Genomic DNA, 19,626 nt, shown 5'->3' with positions numbered 1-19,626 from the left:
GCTCACTCCGACGCGTCGTCGGCCGCTTCGACGCGCTTGCCCGTCGCCTGCGGGATCACCCGCCGCTCCGCGTCGGTCCACTCGCGGTCGAGTTCCCGACCGTCGAACAGGCGGTCGAGGAAGACGGCCAGCGCGGCGACCTCCGAGTGCGGCTGGTTCGTGACGCCGACGTTCCAGTCGGCCGCCTCGTACACCTCGAACGGCACCTTCCCCGCGCCGACGACGACGAGCAGCGGTCCCTCGGCGTGTGCCTCCCTTACGTCAGCCGCCGCGTCCTCCACGCGCTCGCCGTACATCGTGAGGTGGACGATCGTCCCCTCCCAGTCGCGCAGGAGCGGTCGGTACGACTCTCTCACCTCCACGTCGAAGGGGCCGCCGAAGCGCGCCGTGATGTCGGCGACGGTTTCGGCCGACTGCCCCGCGTCGCCGACGAGGATCGCCCGGTCCGCGCCGAGCGCGCGCGCCGTGAGCGCGACGTGCGTCGTCATGCGGTCGTCCCGCCCCGGTCTGTGCCCGAGCCTGAGGACGACCACTTCGTGCTCTCCCTGCATGAACGAACCGAACGAGCCCGCGGGTTAGGGGGTTTCGTTTTCGTCGACGGGGTCGCCGGCCGCGGCCTCTCGGACCGCGTCGAACACGCGGTCGACCAGCGCCGGGTCGTACGTCCAGAAGCCGTAGAAATCTCCGGGTCCGACCTCCTCGGCGACCAGCGCGCACTCGTACATCGGGTTGCCGCCCCCGTCGTACGCGACGAACCAGACGTCCGCGAGTTCCCCGTCGGCGAGCCGGTGGACGACCACGCCGGGAACGTCGGGGGGGTCCCAGTCGGCCCGTCCGTAGACGTGAACCGACAGTCCGGGGAGCGAGGCGAGTTCCCGGTAGACCGGGAGCTGACGCCGCATCGCAGACAGCGACTGGAACCCGGCCGAGAGCGTCCCGCGCCCGACCCGCGCGGCGCGGTCCTCGAACTCCCGCGACGCCGCGAGCATCTGCCGGCGATCGAACGAGGAGAAGACGGAGTCGTCGAGCAGTTCGAGGAGGTAGTGGAGGTCCGCCTCGGCGAGCTTGCGCCGTCCCGGATCGCGGATTCGCGGCGACTGGAGGGCGGCCAGCGCGCCGACGCCGACGCTCCCGAGGTACTCGTCGCCCTCGCTGACGACGACGAACTCCTCGTAGCCGTCGCGCGGGAGCCGCTCGTACTCGACGGAGACGTGCCAGTCGTCGAAGTACTCGGCGAGGCCGGGATCCGGCTCGTGCGCGAAGATCGTGACCGTCTTCCGGCGGGATTCGAGGTCGCGGATGAGTTCCTTCAGGGACATGGTTCGACCTCCGTGCCGCGGCGGGCGGCGCGGGGAGAGCGATTCGCGGGGCGTAACCGAACGATCCGCGGTTCACGATACGGCGCGCGAGCGCATGAACGTTCAGTCGCGCTCGGATCGCGGGGATCAGACGGAGAAGGACGCCTCCGCTTCGAGGTCGACGCCGTCGGCGGCGAGGACGCCGACCGCGACGTACGAACCCGGGGTCGGCTCCTCCCACTCGCCGTCGTAGCGCGCCCGTTCGCCCGAGTCGAGCGTCTCCGAGGCGAGCACCTGCGTGAACATCCGGCCGTCGCTCCAGCGCCAGACCTCCTCGCCGTCGGACCGGACGACGAAGTCGGCGCGCCGGCCGTCGCGGAACGAGAGGGTGATCGGGTCGTCGCCCGCGTTCTCGACCGCGAGGGCGAATCGAACGCGGTCTGCGGACGGCGTGACGGACAGGGTCGCGTCGAGCATGCTCCGACGGTCCGCCGGCCGTCCGTATAATTCCCGCGGCCCGCGTCGCGGACGTCGTCGAAGCGGCGACGAAACCGGACGGACCCCGCGAAGGACTCTCAGAGCCCCACCGCGGCCGCAGCGTCGAGCAGGCCGTCGCCCTGCTCTTCGCTCGACAGGCCGACGTCCTCCGCCGTCCCGCGGAGACGGTCGCGGGCCTCCGCGTTCGTATCCCCCTCGGCCATCAACAGCGCCCCCGCGCCGGCGACGTGCGGGCACGCCATCGACGTGCCCGAAAACGTGTCGTATCCGCCGGGAATCGTCGAGTACACGTCCTCGCCGGGGGCGGCGAGTTCGATCTCCGGACCCGTCGAGGAGAAGTCGGCGAGCGAATCGTCCTCGCTGGTCGCGCTGACGGCGACCACCTCGTCGTAGGCGGCCGGGTAGCCGACGCAGTCGGAGCAGGGGCCGTCGTTGCCGGCGGCGGCGACGAGGAGCACGCCGCGGTCGTACGCGTAGACGCAGGCGTCTTTCAGGGCTTCGGATCCCGAACTCGCGCCGAGGCTCATGCTCGCCACGTCGTACCCCTGGTCGGCCGTCCACTCGACGCCGGCGGCGATGTCCGAGAAGGTACCGCTCCCGCGCTTGTCGAGCACTTTGACGGCGTGGAGCGTCGCCTCGGTCGCGACGCCGACGACGCCCTCGTCGTTGTCGACGGCGTCGGCGGTGCCGGCGCAGTGGGTGCCGTGATCGTTGTCGTCGTCCCAGCTCTCGTTGCAGCTGTTGTCGTTCCCCGAGAAGGCGCACGTGATCCCGCCCTCGCCGCACTCGACGAACGCCTCGCCCTCGCCGAGGTTGTCGACGAGGTCGGGGTGGTCGCTGTCGATCCCGGTGTCGATGATCGCGATGTCCGCCCCGGAGCCGGTCGAGCCGTCGTCGTGGGCGACCGGCGCGTCCACGCGATCCACGCCCCACGGGACGGTCTGCGCGAACGCCTGCATCGTCCCGTTCTCCTCTACGTACCTGACGTCCCCCCGGTTTCGGAGCCCCGGAATCGCGTTCTCGTTGACCGAGATCGTCATCGCGTCGAACGCGAACTCGCGGTGGATCGACGCGGCCTCGCTCGCCGCCGCGCGGCGGCCGCTCTTTCCGGCGAACCCGACGATCACCTCGACCGTGTTCCCCTCGGACGCCGACGCGAGGCGGGTGATGCCGCCCAACCCCGCCGTACCGCCGACCGCTTTCAGAACGTTTCGCCGCGTCGAACCATCACTATTTCGTAACATTGCGATCAAGATGAATTACATTCAGTATTAAATATTACTCTTAAAATTTCGGGTATCATTAGTAAACACCGATTGCGGTGGTTCGAGTTGAGTCGGCAGCGAGCGCAACGGACACGCCTTTATCGGTACGCCCGCTACGGAGGGTGTGCAGATCGTCGGCTACGACGCGCTGGACGGCGGCCTCCTTTTGAGCGACGCCGACGCTCGCGGGATCGGCGCTCGCGGGGCCGACGGTCCTCCGACGGGCGCGGATCGGACGGGTTCCGGCGACGACGGGGCGGCCTCCGCCGTCGAGTACGTCCCCCTCGACCCGGGGACGGAGCTATCGTACGCTCTGCTCGACCGCCACTGCGCGGGCACCCTCCACGAGGGCGAGCACGTCGCTTGCGACGCGTCCGACGCGCCGTACTGCCACGACCACCGGCGAACCTGGGTCTGCGCCCGGTGCACCGGGACGTGCCTGAAAGACGAGATGGACTGCTTCGACGACCACGCCGTGTACCTCGCGGCGTTCGCGCCCGAGCGGTTCAAGGTCGGGGTGACGAAGCTGTGGCGGCTGGAGACGCGCCTCCGCGAACAGGGCGCGGATCGGGCGGCGCACGTTCGGACGGTGGAGGACGGCCGAATCGCCCGCGAGATCGAAGCCGGGATCGCGGAGACGATCCCCGACCGGGTTCGCGCGCCGGCGAAGCGGCGGGGGCTCCACCGGATGGTCGACGAGGACGCGTGGAGCGCGCTCCTCGACGGCTTCGACCCGATCGAGACGTTCTCGTTCGACTACGGGCTCGACCTCGACGCCCGACCAGTGGCAGAGACCATCGCCGCCGGGACCGTCCGCGGCACGAAGGGGCGCTTGCTCGTGCTCGATCGCGCCGGCAGCACCTACGCGGTGGACCTGCGCGACCTCGTGGGCTACGAGGTCGAACCCGGCTCCGACGCGCGGGACCTCCAGTCGAGCCTCGGAGCGTTCGGGTAACCGGGCGTTCTCGACCGCGAGCAACAACCCTTTTCGGGCTGGCTTGCGAACCCATAGCTATGCCCGAAGACGAACCAGGTGACGAGGCGTCGACACCGGAGCCGGAACCGGAGCGAGAGTCCGAATCCGACGCGGGGCCCGAGGCCGACTCGGGACCGGAGCCGGAGGGCGAGGAGAAGTCCTTCCGCGAGCGCGTCGAGGAGATCCGCGAGCGACGCGCGCAAGAGCGCGAGGAAGGGGAGGAACCGCCGAGCCCGGAGGACGTGATGGGCGGTCCCGGCGGCGGCCCCGGCATGGGCGGTAACCCGTTCGCGCAGATGATGAGCGGCATGATGGGCGGCGGCCCCGGCGGTCCCGGTGCCATGGGCGGCGGGCCGCCGGGCGCGGCGGGCGGCCCCGGCGAGCGCGAGAGCGACGTCGGCAACGAGGAACTCGTCCGCGAGGTTCGCCAGCTCCGCGACGAGGTGCGCGACGCGACGCGACAGCTCCAGCGCATCGCGCAGGCGCTCGAAGACGGCAACGGGTGAGAACGAGCGGCGTCGAGGTGCGGACGACGCCGACCGACGAACCGTCGAAGGCGGTCCGCGCCGTCGTCCATCTTTTCTACCGCACCGCCGCGCTCACCGCTACTGCACCGCCGCGTACACCTCGACCAGCCTGTCGACCGCGTGCTCGACGCTGATCTCGGCTCGACGATCCAGACAGCCCTCGCGCAGGCGATCGCGCTCTTCGATCGCTCGCTCGATCGCCGCGACGAACCCGGCCACGTCGCCGGAGTCGAAGTGGTAGCCGGTGACGCCCTCGACGATCGTGTCGGCGAGCGCCCCGCGGTCGACGCCGACGACGGGCGTGCCGCAGGCGTTCGCCTCCAGCGCGACGAGTCCCTGCGTCTCGACGGGGCTGGGGAACAGAAACGCGTCGAGCGCCGAGTAGAACGCCGGCAGCTCCTCGCGGTCGAGGAAGCCGAGAAAGCGCGCGTCGACCCCGCGGCTCTCCGCCCGGGCTGCGAGGTGCGGCCGCGCGGGCCCGTCGCCGCCGAAGACGAGCGTCGCGTCGACGTCCGCGCCCGCCACGGCGTCGACGGCGTCCGAGAGGCACTTCTCGAACCCGTGCCGGCCGGTGTACCCGAGGAGCGCGCCGTCGCCGAGGTCGTGTCGCTCTCGGAACGTGGCGTCGTCCACCGGACGGAACCGCTCGACGTCGACGCCGTTCGGGACGACCCGAACGGGCGCGTCGACGCCGACGGCGTCGAGCAGGTGCCGCCGCGTCGACTCGCTCGGGGCGATGATCGCGTCGGTTCGGTCGAAGAACCACCGCTCGTACCGCTCGCTCAGCCCCTCGATCCGCGTCTCCAGCCGCTCTCGGGAGGTCAGGTACGAGGCGTACTCGCCGGTCGGCGTGTGGTAGGAGGCGACGAGCGGCGTTCCCTCGCGCTTGGCGAGCCGCATCGCGCCCAGTCCGAGGGCGAAGGGGGTGTGGGCGTGGACGACGTCGGCGTCGCGGACGCTCTCCGGAACCTTCGGCAGGCCGAACCGGAACCCCTCGTAGAACGGAAACGGGAGGCTTCGGATCGGATACTCGCCGCGGCCCGGTTCGTACCCGTCGGCGGCGGGGTAGACGACGTCCATGCGACCGCCGCGCGCCCGCCAGCGGTCGCGCCACGTCTGCACCGTGTAGGTGACGCCGTTGACCGTCGGGAGGTAGGTGTCCGTGAAAGCGACGACCGCGTCCATTACCCACGTTTCGCGGAGGCGGATTTAATCGCTTGCCATCTGGTTCACTCGCCGGTCACCGCGGGGCGCCGCCCCCGGTTCGCACCGCCGCGGCGTCGGCGTACGCCTCCACGAGCCGTTCACCCAGCCGGTCGAGGCCGTGTTCTTCGGCGGTCTCGCGGGCGTTCGCCCCGAGTCGCTTCCGAAGCGCCGGGTCGTCGGCGAGGCGGTCGAGCGCCTCGCGGAACTCCGCGCGGGAGGAACACAGGAGGCAGTCGTGGCCGTCCGCGTAGAACTCCCTGAACACGGGGATGTCCCGGAGGACGACCGGCTTTCCGCAGGCCATCGCTTCGAGGACGACGAGCCCCTGATTCTCGACCTTCGTCGGGAAGAGGAACACGTCGCCCGCGCCGAACGCGCCGCGCTTGTCGTCGATCCACCCCGTGAACGTGACGTTCTCCGGCGGGTTTTGCGTCCAGTATCTGACGGCCTTCGAGGCGTGCGGCCCCGTGTCGTAGGCGCCGAACCACGCGAACTCGTGGTCGGTCTCGCGCGCCAGCCGGCAGAAGGTCGTGAGTCCCTTCCGCTCGAAGACGCTGCCCACCGCGAAGACGAGCAGGCCGTCGAGGTCGTATTGCGTTCGATAGGCGTCCCGGAGGTCCTCGAAGCCGCGGAGGGCGTCGACGTCGACGCCGTTGCTCACCGGTCGGATCGGCGCGTCGACGGGGTACGATTCGAGCACGCGCTTCGTGTACTCGCTCGGACAGAGCACGAGGTCCGCCTGCGAGTAGAACCACCGGAGGTACCGGCCCAGCGCGGGCCCGATGGCCTCCGAGCCCCGGAAGCTCCCGGCGAAGTCCTCGCGGGTGACGTGTGCGTGGAGCACGAGCGGCTTGTCGTGGTACCGCGCGTGCCGGGCCACGGCGAGGCTCCCCGGCCCGATGAGGTTGCAGTGGGCGACGTCGAAGTCGACGACCGGGTTGCGGAGTCGGAGCGCGTTGCCGGGGATCCGCAGGAGGTTCCCTCCCCGCCACGGCGTCGTCACGACCTCGACGTCGGTCGTCGAAAGCGCCGCGCGCTGTTGGTCCACCGCGGTCCCGATCCCGCTGCGGTCGAGGCGGGAGGCGAGTTCGAGGTAGTTCAGGACGCGCATCGCGTCGCGTATCTCGGGTCGGACGCATTACTGTGCCGACTCTCGGCCGTCGAATACGCGCGGCGACGTCGCTTCAGGTTCGACGAGCGGTACGGGTGGATATACAGATAGCTTTCTAGATATCTATTCAAAAATATCCACCTCGGTCGTCGGCTCGCTGTCGCAACGCCTTTACCCGCCCCCCGCGCCCACCCAAACCGGACCATGCCGAGCATCGCGGAGGAGCGCATCGACCGCCTGCACGCGCTGGCGAGGGAGGCCGCCGCGGCGCGCGAGGACGACCGCGCCCGCGAGTACGTCCGCCTCGCGCGGCGCATCGCCGAGCGCAACCGCTGCGGCCTTCCCCGCGAGTTCACGCGCTTCACCTGCGACGCCTGCGACGCGTACCTTCGACCCGGCGCGAACGCCCGCGTCCGGCTCCGCCCGGGTCGCGTCGTGATCCGCTGTCTCGACTGCGGGGCGACGAAGCGGTACCCGTTCGAGTGAGTAGCCGGTCCGCGCCCGACGACGCGCGGCTCGGGCGCCGGATCGCGCCCGCGACGCGGAACGAAAATACAAACGTTCAACCCGCTCCGCCCGATACGAGTGTCCGACATGAACAGACAGGAGCTGCGAAAGGAGGCGCACGACCTCGACGTGACCGTCTGGGTCGGAAAGAGCGGCATCGGGGCCGTGCGCGACGAGCTGGACGACCAGCTCGGCGAGCGGGATCTGGTGAAGGTGAAGTTCCTCCGCGCCGCCCGCGGGCGCACCTCGACCGAGGAACTCGCCGACGAGCTGGCCGAGGAGGTCGACGCCGAGCTGATCGAGACGCGCGGCAACACGGCGGTCTTCTACCGATGACGATCCCGCTGCAGACGAACACCGCGATCGGCGACCTCCTCGCGAGCCAGAACGTCCCCGGCGCGGGGCCGATCGGACAGACGCTCTCGTTCGTGCTCGCATTTATCGTGGTCTACTTCGCCGGGCGGATCCTCGTCCTCCCGCTCCTCGACCGCGTGCTCGACTCCCGCGGGCTCGAAGTGCACGCGAGAAGGCCGCTGAAGAAGATCGCGGGCGTCCTCGTCGTCTTCGTCGCGGTCGCCGTCGCGTTCGGGTTCGCCAAGTTCGGCAACTTCCTGCAGGCGCTCGCCACGGTCGCCGCGGCGGCCACGCTCGCGGTCGGCTTCGCGATGCAGGACGTGATCGCGAACTTCGTCGCCGGCATCTTCATCTTCACCGATCGACCGTTCCGCATCGGCGACTGGATCGAGTGGGACGACAACGCCGGCATCGTCGAGGACATCAGCTTCCGCGTCACGCGCGTCCGGACGTTCGACAACGAACTCCTGACGGTTCCGAACTCCCAGCTCACCGACGACGTCATCAAGAATCCCGTCGCGAAGAACAAGCTCCGGCTCAAGGTGCCGTTCGGCATCGGCTACGACGACGACATCCACCGCGCGACCGACATCATCGTCGAGGAGGCCGAGGCGCACGACGGCGTCCTCGACACCCCCGAACCCTCGGTTCGGCTCACCGAACTCGGCGATTCGAGCGTCGTCCTCCAGTCGCGGATCTGGATCGCGGAGCCGAGCCGCGCGGACTTCGTGAAGACCCGCGGCGAGTACGTCACGGCGGTCAAGGAGCGGTTCGACGCCGAGGGGATCGACATCCCCTACCCGAACCGGACGCTCTCGGGGACGGTCGATCTGGCCGGCCTCGACCGCGTAACCAGCGTCGCGAACGACTGAACGGCGTTCGCCGCGAAGGTGAAACGACTGAGCGGTCATCACCGCGAAGGTGGGACGACTCAGCGACGGTCGTCACCGCTCAGTCGTCCGTCGCCCCCGACTCGTCGCCGCCGTCCGCGAACGCCCGGGCGCGCTCTTGCTTCTGTCCGAGCCAGTTCCACTCCCTCGTCCGAAGGCCGTACCGGCCGATATTCCACGGATCGTCGCCCTCGACGACCGGCCCCTCGTACCACGACTGCACCATGTTCAGGAGCCAGATGAGGTTCCCGAGACCGATCATGAACGCGCCGACGGTCGCGATCTGGTGCAGTTCGAGGAACTGCGGGAGGTAGGTGGCGTACCGCCGGGGCATCCCCCCGTAGCCGAGCAGGATCATCGCGAAGAACGTGACGTTCGTCCCCACCATCGACAGCCAGAAGTGCCACGCTCCGAGCCGGCGCTGGTACATCCGTCCGGTGACCAGGGGGAACCAGTAGTACGCCGCCGCGAACGCGGCGAACGAGATGGCCCCCGAGACGATGTAGTGGAAGTGACCGACGACGTAGTAGGTGTCGTGGAGCACGAGGTCGACCGGGATCGACGCCAGGAACACCCCCGTTACCCCCCCGATGACGAAGTTGGCGACGAAGCCGACGCAAAAGAGCATCGGGGCGGTGAGGCGGATCGAACCGTTCCACATCGTGGTGATCCAGTTGAAGGTCTTGACGGCGCTCGGGATGGCGATCGCGAGCGACACCGCCATGAAGCTGGCGCGGAGGCGGGGGTCCATGCCCGTCGAGAACATGTGGTGGGCCCAGACGCCGAACGAGAGCACCCCGATCGCCAGCGTCGAGTACACCACGAACTTGAAGCCGAACAACCGTCGTCCCGCGAATCGCGGGAGGACGAGGCTCACGACGCCCATCGGCGGGAGGACGATGATGTAGACTTCGGGGTGGCCGAAGAACCAGAAGAGGTGCTGCCAGAGGAGCGGCGAGCCGCCCTCGACCGCGAAGAACGTCGTCCCGAGGTTGCGGTCGAGAAGCAGCATGGCGATCGCGCTGCCGAGCACCGGAAACGCGAAGAGAATCAGGCCGGACTGCGTCAACACCGTCCACGAGAAGATGTCGAGGTTGGCCCAGGTGACCTCCTCCGCGCGCTCGGAGAAGATGGTGGCGATGAAGTTGATCGCGCCCATCGTCGCGCTGATCCCCGACAGGTGCAATCCCAGGAGCATCAGGTCGACGCCGAGGCCCCCGACGGGATCGTTTCCGACGCCCGCGGAGAGGGGCGTGTACAGCGTCCACGCCGTCTGGGCGGGTTCGATACCGGCGGCGGAGGCGAGGGGGAGGAAGAAGAAGCCGGCCCAGATGAGGAGCGTCGCCGGCGGGAGGAGCCAGAAGGCGATGGCGTTGATGCGGGGGAAGGCCATGTCGTCCGCGCCGATGACGAGCGGCACCAGATAGTTGCCCAGCGCGGCGATGACGGGCGTCGCGTAGAGGAACAGCATCGTGATGCCGTGGGAGGTGAGAAGCCCGTTGTAGAGGTTGTTCGTGAGGAGCGTCATCTCGGGGTCGAAAAGCTCCGCCCGCATCAGGAGCACCGACGCGCCCGCCCAAAACAGCGTGACGGTGGAGAAGACGAAGTAGAGGATCCCGATGTCCTTGTGGTCGACGGTCGTGAGCCACCGGATGAGGCCGGACGGCTTCTCCTCGTACAGGCGCTCGCGTTCCGTCGGGGTCTGCACGCCGCCGGCGACGGCGGGCGTCGCGGAGACCCAGTTTTCGACTCTGGCGAGCCAGACGACGACGGCGACGAGGAGCAACCCCATCAGCACCGTCAGCGCGAGTTCGTAGTTGACCATGATGTGGTTACGCGGGGCCGCGGGGCGGGCGTCCGTTCCGACCGCGACGCGGGGAGCGTGGCCACACGTCGGCGTTCTCTCTCGGCACCGACGAGGAACGGAATCGCACGGTACGGGCCCTCCTTCGTGCCGTTTCGTTGGTATCGCACCGGCAAAAGGGTTATCAGAAATCGTACAGAAAATCGGCGGAAACGAAGAGTCCGGTTCGCGAGCCGAAGCCCGAGCGATCGGAAGAACGGACGACCCGCCGGAACTTCCCGACAGAATGACCGCCGTAAGAAACGATTTCACCGAATGTGTGAAATAGTCTCTCGCATGCACGATCAATCAGACGAGACAGACAGCGAAGATGGCAAGAGCGCGGCGGGACGCCTCCCCCTCCGCCGCCGAACCGTGCTGGGTGCGGTGGCCGCCGCGGGCGCGGTGGGCGCGCTGTCGGAGCCGGCGGCTGCGGATGCGGCCGACGACGCGAGCGCGAAGCCGGCGTCGGTGGAGGGGGACGACGCGCCGCCGGGGACGGACGCCCTGCTCGCGTACGTCGAGGCCAACTACGGCGAGGAGTTGACGGACGACCGGCTCGACGCGGTGCGGGCGGGGATCGAGGCCGACCTGCGCGCCGCGGCGGAGGTGCGCGCCGTGGACCTCGATCCGGCCACCGAGCCGGCGTTCGCGTTCCGGCCGCACCGGGGTGAGGACTGATGGACGAGTCGGTCCTCTTCGGCACGATCGACGACCTCGCCGCGGGCCTCCGAGCCGGCGAGTTCACCTCGCGCGAACTGACGGAAGCGTACGTCGAACGGTTGCGGACCGTCGGCGAGGAGCTGAACGCCGTCGTCACGGTCACGGAGGGGCGCGCGCTCGACGCCGCCGACCGGATGGACGCGGAGCTGGCGGCCGGGGAGGACCGCGGACCCCTCCACGGCATTCCCTACGGCGTGAAGGACCTGCTCGCCACGCGAGACTACCCGACGACGTGGGGGGCCGTCCCCTTCCGCGACCAGCAGTTCGACTACGACGCGACGGTGATAGAACGGCTCGACGCGGCCGGCGGCGTGCTGGTGGCCAAACTCGCCATGATCGAACTGGCAGGCGGGCTCGGCTACGACGCCGCCGACGCGTCCCTCACCGGCCCGACGAAGAACCCGTGGAACGCCGAGGCGTGGACCTGCGGCTCCTCCAGCGGCCCCGGCGCCGCGGTACCGGCCGGCCTCGTCGGCTTCGCCGTCGGGAGCGAGACGTTCGGCTCCATCGTCTGCCCGTCCGCGTTCAGCGGCGCGGTCGGCTTCCGCCCGACCTACGGCCGGGTGAGCCGCCACGGCGCGATGGCGCTGTCGTACACCATGGACAAACTCGGGCCGATGTGCCGGTCGGCCGAGGGGTGCGAGCGCGTGTACCGCGCGGTCGCCGGCCCGGACGAGCGCGATCCGACCACCGCGGATCGGCCCGCGTGCGCACCCGGCTCGACGGGACGAAAGCGACCGCGCGTCGCCGTCGTCGAAGGGGCGGGCGAGGACGAGCAGGAGGGCGTCCGCGAGAACTATCGCCGGTCGGTCGAGATCGTTCGAGAGTTCGCCGCGGTCGAGGAGATCTCGCTGCCCGACTTCCCGTACGAGTCGGTCGCGGGGCTCGTCATCGACGCCGAGTCGGGATCGGCGTTTTCGGACCTCGTCGAGGGCGGCGACGCGCTCGAGCTGTCGAACGAAGGTTCGCGGGTGGGCGGGTACGCCCAACAGGTCGTCCTCGCGCGCGACTACATCGACGCGATGCGCGTCCGGACGGAGATCCAGCGCGCGCTGGACGAGACGTTCGCCGGCTACGACGCCGTGGTGGTCCCGGCGCGAGCGTCCGTCGCCAGTCCGCTGGAGGGCTCGTTCGTGGACTACTTCGCTGAGTACGGTACGACGTCGATGGGCGCGGCCTCTAACGTGGCCGGCCTGCCGGGCGTCGTCGTCCCGAACGGGTTCGGCGAGCGCGACCTCCCGACCGCGATCGAGTTCGTCGGGCGGGCGTACGCCGACCTCTCCGTGCTCGCCGTCGCGGAGGAGTACCAGTCGCGGACCGATCACGTCGACTACGCCGACCTCGCGGGAGCCGTGGGCGGATAGTCTCGGACCGTCGGCCGGGGACGGTCGCGGACGTCGCTCACTCCAGAAGCTGGCGGGCGATCGTGTTCCGCAGGACCTCGCTCGTCCCCTCGTAGATCTCGTTCAGCTTCGCGTCGCGGTAGTACCGCTCGACGGGGAAGTCGCTCGTGTAGCCGTATCCGCCGTGGATCTGGATCGCCTCGTTCGCGACCTCGCGGCTGATCTCGCTCGCGTAGAGCTTCGCCTGCGCGGCCTCCTTGATGTAGCTCTCGCCGCGCATCTTCCTGTCCGCCGCGCGGTGCATCAAAAGCTTCGCGGCCTGCACCTTCGTGTCCATGTCGGCGAGCTTGTGCTGGATCGCCTGAAAGTCCGCGATCGGCCCCCCGAACTGCTCGCGCTCCTGCGAGTACCGCAGCGCGTCCTCCAGCGCGGCGCGCGCGATTCCGATGCTCCGAGCGGCGATGGTGATCCGTCCGCCGTTGAGCGTCTTCAGCGCCTGGACGAACCCCTCGCCCTCCTCGCCGAGCAGCCGATCGGCGGGGATCCGCATGTCGTCGAACCGAAGCTCCGCGGTCGGACACCCCTTGTCGCCGAGCTTGTGCTCCGTCCCCTCCACGACGAAGCCATCGTCCTCCTCGGGTCGGACGACGAACGAGGAGATCCCCCTGTTGCCCGCCTCCGGGTCCGTCTTGGCGAACAGCGTGACCGTGTCGGCGACGGAGCCGTTCGAGATCCACAGCTTCCCGCCGTTTATCACGTACTCGTCGCCATCCTCGACCGCGGTCGTCCCCATCGCGGGCACGTCGCTGCCGGCCCCCGCCTCCGAGAGCGCGAACGCGCCGACGTCCTCGCCGAGGTTGAGCGGCGTGAGGTACTCCTCCTTTTGCCCCTCGTCGCCGAACTCGTACAGCATGTTGCCCGCGAGGCTGGTGTGGGCGGCGACGACGGTGCCGAGCCCGCCGCTGCCGCGGCTGATCTCCTCCAGCCCGATCGCGTAGGAGTGGTAGTCGAGACCGGCCCCCCCGTACTCCTCGGGGAACGGCATGCCCATCAGGCCGAGTTCGGCCATGGCGTCGATCAACTCGCGCGGGAACTCGTCCGTCTCGTCGATCTCGGCGGCGACCGGCCTGATCTCCTCGTCGACGAACTCGGCGACCATGTCCCGGATCTGCGCTTGCTCCGTCGTGAGGGCGAAGTCCATACCACGCACTTCGGGCGTCGACGCTTTATCTTTTCCACACGGTTCATCGTTTACGACCGCGGGCCGCTCCCGTCATTTTCGGGTACGCCGGGCGTCAGAATTCGGTCTGCCCACGAGACTTTTTATGTTCCCCTCCCTAACCCACCGTACTTGAATGTCTGGAGACGTTGATCCCCGGCCCCTCGACGAAGATTCCGACCTCGAGTGGTGCCACGAGGCGGTGCAGGGCGTTTCGCGCACCTTCGCGCTGACGGTGGACGTGCTCGACGAACCGATGTCGTCGTACATCTGTCTCGGCTACCTCGTCTGCCGAATCGCCGACACCGTCGAGGACGCGGACCACATCCCCGTCGACGAACAGGCCCGCCTGCTCCGGCTGTACGACCGCGCGCTCGACCCCGACGACGGGACGACCATCGACGAGTTCGCGGCCGCGGTCGCACCGCACGTACCGGCCGGCGACGATCGAAGCGAGGACTGGAACGTCGTCGCGAACGCCCCCCGGATCGTTCGAACCTTCGAGTCGCTGCCCGACGACGTCCGCGAAGCGGTCACGCCCCCCGCACGCGAGCTCGTCCAGGGGATGGCGATGTTCGTCGAGCGCCACGCCGACACCGGCGGCCTGCGCATCCAGTCGCGCGAGGAGCTCGAAGAGTACTGCTACTACGCGGCGGGCACCGTCGGCAACCTCATCACGAACCTCGTGACGCGCGGCGAGATCGACCGCGAGCGGCGCGCGCGGCTGTACGACACCGCCGAGGAGTTCGGGCTCCTCCTCCAGCTCGTCAACATCTCGAAGGACGTGTACGACGACTACACGGCCGAGAACAACGTCTACCTCCCCGCGGAGTGGCTCGCGGCGGAGGGCGTCTCGCAGGACGAACTCGTCGAGCCGAAGAACGCGACCGCGTCCGCCGCGGTCGTCAAACGGACGGCCCAGCACGCCCGTTCGTTCCTCGACGACGCGCAGACGTACCTGGAGACGGTGCCGACGACGGACGGCAACACGCTCGCGGCGTGGGCGATCCCGTTCCTCCTCGCGGTCGGGACGCTCCGGGAGCTTCTGGACAACCCGGAGGACGCGCTGTCGGAGCGCGGCGTGAAGATCTCCAGACAGGAGGTGTTCGCGGTGGTGTCGTCGATGTCCTCGGGGGGTCGCGAGTCCCTCGCGGAGCTTCGGGAGACGATCTTCGCCCAGCCGTACCACCGAGCCGCGGCGCAGCCCGAGTAACGCCCCGGCGCGAGCGGTCGGACGGCGTCCTCAGGCGAACACCGCGTAGGCGAACAGGAAGCCGAAGTAGACGAGCACGAGCGCGCCGAGCGCGACGATCCTGAAGCGTCTGATCTCGGCTTCCTCCTCGTCGTACGCCTCGTAGAACGCCTCGCGCTCCGCCTCGTCGAGCGAGCCGGCGTGGTCGAGCCCGCGGTGGAGCGCGAGGTGTTTCTCGCGCGCGAACGGCCGACCGCAGTCTGGGCACTCGTACGCCTGTTCGCCGTCGGGAACGGTCGCGCCCGTCTGGGCCGGGTTCGGGCCCGTCTGAGTCGGGTTCGCGTCCGTCGCGGTCGTGTTCGTGCGCATGGTCGATGGAGCGGTCGTCGAGTCGGTACGGTCGATCTAGGACGGACCCACCCGAGTAGGTTTCGGAACGGGGCGGGGTCACGGGGTCGCGCGCGCTTGGGAGGTTTTTTAGTAGTCGAAGGGCAACGCCCGGGTATGAGTACGGAAGACTCTCACGAGGACCACGGCCATCACCTCCCGGCCGTCCAGGACTGGCCCCGCGGGTTCGGCGAGGCCAGCTGGTGGCCGTTCGTCACCGCGCTCGGAGGTGCGGGGATCTACTTCGGAGCCGGCCTGTACATCGTTGGCGAAGGAAACAGCGGCCTCATCGATCCGATCGTCGGACCCGCCGTCGCCATCGCGAGCGTCGGGCTGTTCCTCGTCGGCCTCTACGGCTGGCTCTACCACGCGTTCGTCAGCCACTTCTGGTCGCGCGGCGCGGACGAGGAGGCCGAAACGGCGCTCCGCTGGGGCATGATCGCCTTCCTCGGCTCCGAGTTGGCGACGTTCGGCGCGGTGTTCACCTACTACTTCTTCATCCGCGCGGGCACGTGGCCGCCGGAAGGCGCGGAACTCCCGGGGCTGATCAACTCGCTCGTCCTCGCCAACACCGCGCTCCTCGTGGCATCGAGCTTCACCCTCCACTGGGCGCACGTCGCCATCCGCCGCGAGAACCGCCGCCAGTTCGTCCTGGGGCTGCTCGCGACGCTGGTGCTCGGCGCGGTGTTCATCGCCGGGCAGGTGCTCGAGTACTTCGAGTTCATCGTCCACGAAGGGTTCACCCTCACGAGCGGCATCTTCGCCTCCGCGTTCTTCGGGCTGACCGGCCTGCACGGCCTGCACGTCACGCTCGGCGCGGTGCTCCTCGGCATCGTGTTCGTCCGCGCGCTGGCCGGGCAGTACTCCGCCGACCGTCACGTCTCCGTCAGCACCGTCTCGATGTACTGGCACTTCGTCGACGTCGTCTGGATCTTCCTCGTCGTCGTGCTGTACGTCGGCGCCGCGATCGGCGGCGCGTAGGCGTTCGACCGACTCCCTTCTGCGTCCGACGGGTCCGCGCTCAGCGGTCCGCCTCGCTCGCATCGCGCGTCGGCTCGCCCGTCCCGCGCGTCGGCTCGTTCGTTCCGCGCGGTTCCTCGCTCGAATCTCGCGCCCGCTCGCCGTCGGCCGACGGCGTCTCGACCGTTCCGTCGGCGTACTCGATTCGCGCGACCTCCCGCCGAGTTCCGTCGTCGTACCTGTACCTGACGCCCTCCTCCTCGGACCCCGTCGCCCGGTGCGAGCCGTCGCAGAACGGCGCGTCGTCGCTCAGGCCGCAGCGGCAGATCGCGATGTCGCCCTTCTCCTCGTCGACGTGCTCCGGACCGACGATCAGCGGACGGCGTGCGGTGTGCGTGACGTCTCTGGCCATGGCGGGCGTTCGGACGGCGGGCGGTTAGCGTTCACGGCGGCGCGCGAAACGGGGAGGTGGTACTCGTACGCGTCCCGCGTCGAACGCTTAATGCACCTGCCGCGACCGAGTGTCGACTAGATGATCGACTGGAAGCGACAAACGACCTACTACCTCCTCACGCTCGTCGCCGTGATGCTCGGCTACGCCGTCGTCTACCACGAGGCGATGGCCGCCTTCGAGGGGCGGGAGCCGACGTTCCTCCACTCGCTCCAGGTCGTCGTCGAGACGTTCACCACGACGGGCTTCGGCTCCGACGCTCCGTGGTGGAGCCCGGAGATGAACCTCCTCGTCATCGTGATGGACCTGACCGGGGTGGTGCTCATCTTCATGGCGCTGCCGGTGTTCGTCTTTCCGCTCCTCGAAGAGCGGCTCTCGACGACGGTGCCGACGTCGGTCGCGGGGTACGAGGACCACGTCGTCATCTGCGCGCACACGCCGCGCGGGGAGACGCTGGTGCAGGAGCTCGATTCGATGGACGTCGCGTCCCTGTTCGTCGTGTCCGATCGAGACGAGGCGCGCGACCTGTACGAGCGGGGCCGCAGCGTCATCCACGGCGACCCCGAGTCGGTCGAGACGCTCGAAGGCGCGTGCGTCGCGGACGCCAGGGCGCTCGTCGCCGACGCGGACGACGAGACGAACGCGAGCGTCGTCCTCTCGGCGAAGGAGGCCGCGCCCGACACGCGGGTCGTGAGCCTCATCGAGAGCCCGGAGGTGGCGGACTACCACCGCTACGCCGGCGCGGATCTGGTCGTCTCGCCCCGACGCATGCTCGGCGAACGCCTCGCGAGCAAGGCGACGACGGCCGTCTCGGCGAATCTGGGCGAGGGGGGGTTGTCCGTCGGAGGGGACGGAATCGGCGGGGACGAACCGCCCGGCGACGATGCGGGCGACGGTGACGGATCGACCGACGACGAGAACGAAGGCGACGAACCGGCCGTCGACGCCGTCGACGCCGACGAATCGGCGGTAGACGCCGTCGAGATCGGCGGCGAGCTGGAGATCGCCGAACTCCTCGTCCACCGGGGGAGTCCGCTGGTCGGCGAGCGACTCGCGGACAGCGGCGTCGCCGACCTCAGGGGAACGAACGTCATCGGGGCGTGGTTCCGCGGGGAGTTCGTCACGCCGCCCTCGCCCGACGACGTCATCGACGAGCACACGATCCTGCTCGTGGCCGGCCCGGAGTCGCAGCTGGAGCGACTCAAGGAACTCACGCTCTCGGCGACGCGACACAGCGGAGGCGGGGCGGTGCTCGTCGCGGGGTACGGGGAGGTCGGCTCGACGGTCGCCGAGGCGCTCGCCGCCGCCGGCTCTCGGACGGTCGTCGTGGACCGCGTCGAGGGACCCGGCGTCGACGTCGTCGGCGACGCCACCGACCCGCAGACGCTCTCGTCGGCGGGGATCGAGGACGCCCGGAGCGTCGTGTTCGCGCTGGCCGACGACACGGCGACGATCTTCGCGACGCTCGTCGCGAAGCAGCTCGCGCCGGCGGTCGAGGTCATCGCCCGCGCCAACGACGCCGAGAACGTGCCGAAGCTCTACCGCGCCGGCGCGGAGTACGTCCTCGCGCTGTCGACGGTGAGCGGCCGGATGCTCGCGTCGGACCTCCTCGACGAGGAGATCATCTCCCCGAGCACGCAGATCGAGATCGTCCGCACCGCGGCCCCGCGACTCGCGGGTCGCAGCCTCGCGCAGGCCGACGTCCGCGCGCGGACGAACTGCACCGTCATCGCCGCGGAACGGGGCGGCGAAATCCTGACCGAGATCGGGCCGGACTTCGTCGTGCGCGACGACGACGCGCTGATCGTCGCCGGGACCGACGGGGACATCAACCGGTTCAACGAGCTCGCGAGCTGAGCTCGGAGGGTGCGACCGAGACGGTACGCGCGACCGACTCGCCAGTAGGGTTTTGTCGACGTGACCGAAGGGTCAACCGTGTCACGCCCCGACGCGTACTCGTTCGAGCGCTACCTCGCCGCCAAGCGGACCGTCGACGACCGCGCCCTGCACCGACCGACGCTCGACAGGCTGACGGCGGAACTCGCCGAGAGAGCGTCGCGAGCCGACGGACCGGTTCGGATCCTCGAAGTGGGCGTCGGCATCGGAACGATGCTCCAGCGGCTCCTCTCGTGGGGGGCGCTGCCGGACCGCGTCCTCTACACCGGCGTCGACGTCAGGCGGGAGGCGGTCGACGCCGCCCGTCAGCGCCTCCCGCCGTGGGCGCGCGATCGCGGCTACCGGGTCGACGGCGGCGACCGACCGCTGCGGCTGCTCCGCGACGACGAGGCCGTCACGGTCGAGTTCGCGGTCGAGGACGCCTTCACGTTCGCCGCGCGGGAGGCCGTCGAGCGCGAGTGGGACGCCGTCGTCGGCTGCGCCTTCCTCGACCTCGTCGAGCTACCGGCGGCCCTCGACGACCTGTTCGACCTCCTCGCACCCGACGGCCTGTGTTACTTTCCGATCACCTTCGACGGGGAGACCGTCTTCGCGCCCGCGCCCGACCCCGCGTTCGAGCGCGGGGTGATCGACGCCTACCACGCGACGATGGACGCGCCGGATCGCCCCGGCGGGAGCCGAACCGGGCGGAGACTGTTTTCGGAGATCGGGAGGGCCGGCGGCGAAGTCCTGTCGGCCGGCGGTTCCGACTGGGTCGTCCATCCGCCGTACTCCGACGACGAAGCGTACTTCCTGCACCACATCGTCGACATCGTCGAGCGGGCCGTCGGCGGCGCCGCGGAACCGGGAGACGAAAACGGGATCGACCGCGAGGATCTCCGCGCGTGGGCCGAGGGCCGACACGACGCCGTCGAGGCGGGCGAACTGACGTACGTCGCCCACCAGATCGACCTGCTCGGCCGCGTCCCGTAGGCCGGCGT

Annotated in this window: 21 protein-coding genes; 11 read left to right on the top strand and 10 right to left on the bottom strand. The window is 69.6% G+C overall.

The genetic code is table 11. The annotated features are described in order from the left end of the window. Window positions 1–2: 2 nt before the first annotated feature. The 4 genes from C3L37_RS23515 to C3L37_RS23500 form a co-directional block, all read right to left on the bottom strand. Window positions 3–551 carry a tRNA (cytidine(56)-2'-O)-methyltransferase gene (locus tag C3L37_RS23515; protein WP_129116975.1) on the bottom strand — a complete coding sequence of 183 codons (549 nt, stop codon included), beginning with the start codon at window positions 549–551 and terminating at the stop codon, window positions 3–5. Window positions 552–575: 24 nt separating this feature from the next. Continuing rightward, window positions 576–1,319: a DICT sensory domain-containing protein gene (locus C3L37_RS23510; protein WP_129116974.1), complete on the bottom strand. Its 744-nt coding sequence runs from the start codon at window positions 1,317–1,319 to the stop codon at window positions 576–578. A gap of 126 nt (window positions 1,320–1,445) precedes the next feature. Then, complete coding sequence (locus tag C3L37_RS23505; RefSeq protein WP_129116973.1) at window positions 1,446–1,775, bottom strand: BsuPI-related putative proteinase inhibitor; 330 nt, start codon at window positions 1,773–1,775, stop codon at window positions 1,446–1,448. A 98-nt stretch (window positions 1,776–1,873) separates the two neighbouring features. Then, entirely contained in the window at window positions 1,874–3,040 is a 1,167-nt protein-coding gene (locus C3L37_RS23500; protein ID WP_129116972.1) for a S8 family peptidase, read from the bottom strand. 145 nt (window positions 3,041–3,185) lie between these two features. Between C3L37_RS23500 and C3L37_RS23495 the strand changes: the two genes are divergently transcribed. Then, window positions 3,186–4,016: a DUF2797 domain-containing protein gene (locus C3L37_RS23495; protein ID WP_129116971.1), complete on the top strand. Its 831-nt coding sequence runs from the start codon at window positions 3,186–3,188 to the stop codon at window positions 4,014–4,016. A 59-nt stretch (window positions 4,017–4,075) separates the two neighbouring features. Further along, a complete protein-coding gene (locus tag C3L37_RS23490) occupies window positions 4,076–4,543 on the top strand; it encodes a hypothetical protein (protein WP_129116970.1) in 468 nt (155 codons plus the stop codon). 99 nt (window positions 4,544–4,642) lie between these two features. Here C3L37_RS23490 and C3L37_RS23485 read toward each other — a convergent pair whose 3' ends face one another. Continuing rightward, window positions 4,643–5,749 carry a glycosyltransferase gene (locus C3L37_RS23485; protein ID WP_129116969.1) on the bottom strand — a complete coding sequence of 369 codons (1,107 nt, stop codon included), beginning with the start codon at window positions 5,747–5,749 and terminating at the stop codon, window positions 4,643–4,645. A 55-nt stretch (window positions 5,750–5,804) separates the two neighbouring features. Then, the gene (locus C3L37_RS23480; protein ID WP_129116968.1) at window positions 5,805–6,881 is read right to left on the bottom strand and encodes a glycosyltransferase family 4 protein; all 1,077 of its coding nucleotides are present in this window, start codon (window positions 6,879–6,881) and stop codon (window positions 5,805–5,807) included. Between the two features lie 204 nt (window positions 6,882–7,085). Between C3L37_RS23480 and C3L37_RS23475 the strand changes: the two genes are divergently transcribed. From C3L37_RS23475 to C3L37_RS23465, 3 genes are all read left to right on the top strand, one after another. After that, window positions 7,086–7,367: a ribonuclease P protein component 4 gene (locus C3L37_RS23475; RefSeq protein WP_129116967.1), complete on the top strand. Its 282-nt coding sequence runs from the start codon at window positions 7,086–7,088 to the stop codon at window positions 7,365–7,367. 108 nt (window positions 7,368–7,475) lie between these two features. After that, entirely contained in the window at window positions 7,476–7,724 is a 249-nt protein-coding gene (locus C3L37_RS23470; protein ID WP_129116966.1) for a YhbY family RNA-binding protein, read from the top strand. After that, entirely contained in the window at window positions 7,721–8,614 is an 894-nt protein-coding gene (locus C3L37_RS23465) for a mechanosensitive ion channel family protein (RefSeq protein WP_129116965.1), read from the top strand. Before C3L37_RS23470 ends, C3L37_RS23465 begins: the two co-directional genes overlap by 4 nt. Before the next feature lie 79 nt (window positions 8,615–8,693). Here C3L37_RS23465 and C3L37_RS23460 read toward each other — a convergent pair whose 3' ends face one another. After that, window positions 8,694–10,424 (bottom strand): cbb3-type cytochrome c oxidase subunit I, encoded by a 1,731-nt coding sequence (locus tag C3L37_RS23460; protein ID WP_129117066.1) that lies wholly within the window; start codon window positions 10,422–10,424, stop codon window positions 8,694–8,696. A 348-nt stretch (window positions 10,425–10,772) separates the two neighbouring features. Here C3L37_RS23460 and C3L37_RS23455 point away from each other — a divergent pair, with 348 nt between their 5' ends. Together C3L37_RS23455 and C3L37_RS23450 are read left to right on the top strand one after the other, a co-directional pair. After that, window positions 10,773–11,156, top strand: coding sequence for a hypothetical protein (locus C3L37_RS23455; RefSeq protein ID WP_129116964.1), 384 nt, complete (start codon window positions 10,773–10,775; stop codon window positions 11,154–11,156). After that, window positions 11,156–12,562: an amidase gene (locus tag C3L37_RS23450; RefSeq protein ID WP_129116963.1), complete on the top strand. Its 1,407-nt coding sequence runs from the start codon at window positions 11,156–11,158 to the stop codon at window positions 12,560–12,562. Before C3L37_RS23455 ends, C3L37_RS23450 begins: the two co-directional genes overlap by 1 nt. Window positions 12,563–12,599: 37 nt before the next feature. On the opposite strand, the gene C3L37_RS23445 is transcribed toward C3L37_RS23450, so the two are convergent. Further along, window positions 12,600–13,742: an acyl-CoA dehydrogenase gene (locus C3L37_RS23445; protein WP_129116962.1), complete on the bottom strand. Its 1,143-nt coding sequence runs from the start codon at window positions 13,740–13,742 to the stop codon at window positions 12,600–12,602. A 154-nt stretch (window positions 13,743–13,896) separates the two neighbouring features. On the opposite strand from C3L37_RS23445, the gene C3L37_RS23440 reads away from it, so the two are divergent. Then, the gene (locus C3L37_RS23440) at window positions 13,897–14,973 is read left to right on the top strand and encodes a phytoene/squalene synthase family protein (RefSeq protein WP_129116961.1); all 1,077 of its coding nucleotides are present in this window, start codon (window positions 13,897–13,899) and stop codon (window positions 14,971–14,973) included. 30 nt (window positions 14,974–15,003) lie between these two features. Here the strand turns inward: C3L37_RS23440 and C3L37_RS23435 are convergent, their stop codons facing one another. Then, window positions 15,004–15,321: a C2H2-type zinc finger protein gene (locus tag C3L37_RS23435; RefSeq protein ID WP_228546448.1), complete on the bottom strand. Its 318-nt coding sequence runs from the start codon at window positions 15,319–15,321 to the stop codon at window positions 15,004–15,006. 135 nt (window positions 15,322–15,456) lie between these two features. Between C3L37_RS23435 and C3L37_RS23430 the strand changes: the two genes are divergently transcribed. Further along, entirely contained in the window at window positions 15,457–16,320 is an 864-nt protein-coding gene (locus tag C3L37_RS23430) for a cytochrome c oxidase subunit 3 (RefSeq protein ID WP_129116960.1), read from the top strand. A 40-nt stretch (window positions 16,321–16,360) separates the two neighbouring features. Here C3L37_RS23430 and C3L37_RS25620 read toward each other — a convergent pair whose 3' ends face one another. Then, window positions 16,361–16,711: a CDGSH iron-sulfur domain-containing protein gene (locus C3L37_RS25620; RefSeq protein ID WP_129116959.1), complete on the bottom strand. Its 351-nt coding sequence runs from the start codon at window positions 16,709–16,711 to the stop codon at window positions 16,361–16,363. A gap of 120 nt (window positions 16,712–16,831) precedes the next feature. On the opposite strand from C3L37_RS25620, the gene C3L37_RS23420 reads away from it, so the two are divergent. Both C3L37_RS23420 and C3L37_RS23415 read left to right on the top strand, forming a co-directional pair. Beyond that, the gene (locus C3L37_RS23420; RefSeq protein ID WP_228546447.1) at window positions 16,832–18,607 is read left to right on the top strand and encodes a potassium channel family protein; all 1,776 of its coding nucleotides are present in this window, start codon (window positions 16,832–16,834) and stop codon (window positions 18,605–18,607) included. 78 nt (window positions 18,608–18,685) lie between these two features. Then, window positions 18,686–19,618, top strand: coding sequence for a class I SAM-dependent methyltransferase (locus C3L37_RS23415; RefSeq protein WP_164974858.1), 933 nt, complete (start codon window positions 18,686–18,688; stop codon window positions 19,616–19,618). The last annotated feature ends 8 nt before the right edge of the window (window positions 19,619–19,626 follow it).

Origin of the sequence: Halegenticoccus tardaugens (assembly GCF_004116405.1) — an archaeon.
Classification (GTDB): Archaea; Halobacteriota; Halobacteria; order Halobacteriales; family Haloferacaceae; genus Halegenticoccus; species Halegenticoccus tardaugens.
The sequence above is the reverse complement of the archived record's forward strand: the minus strand, read 5'-3'. Positions and strand labels throughout refer to the sequence as shown.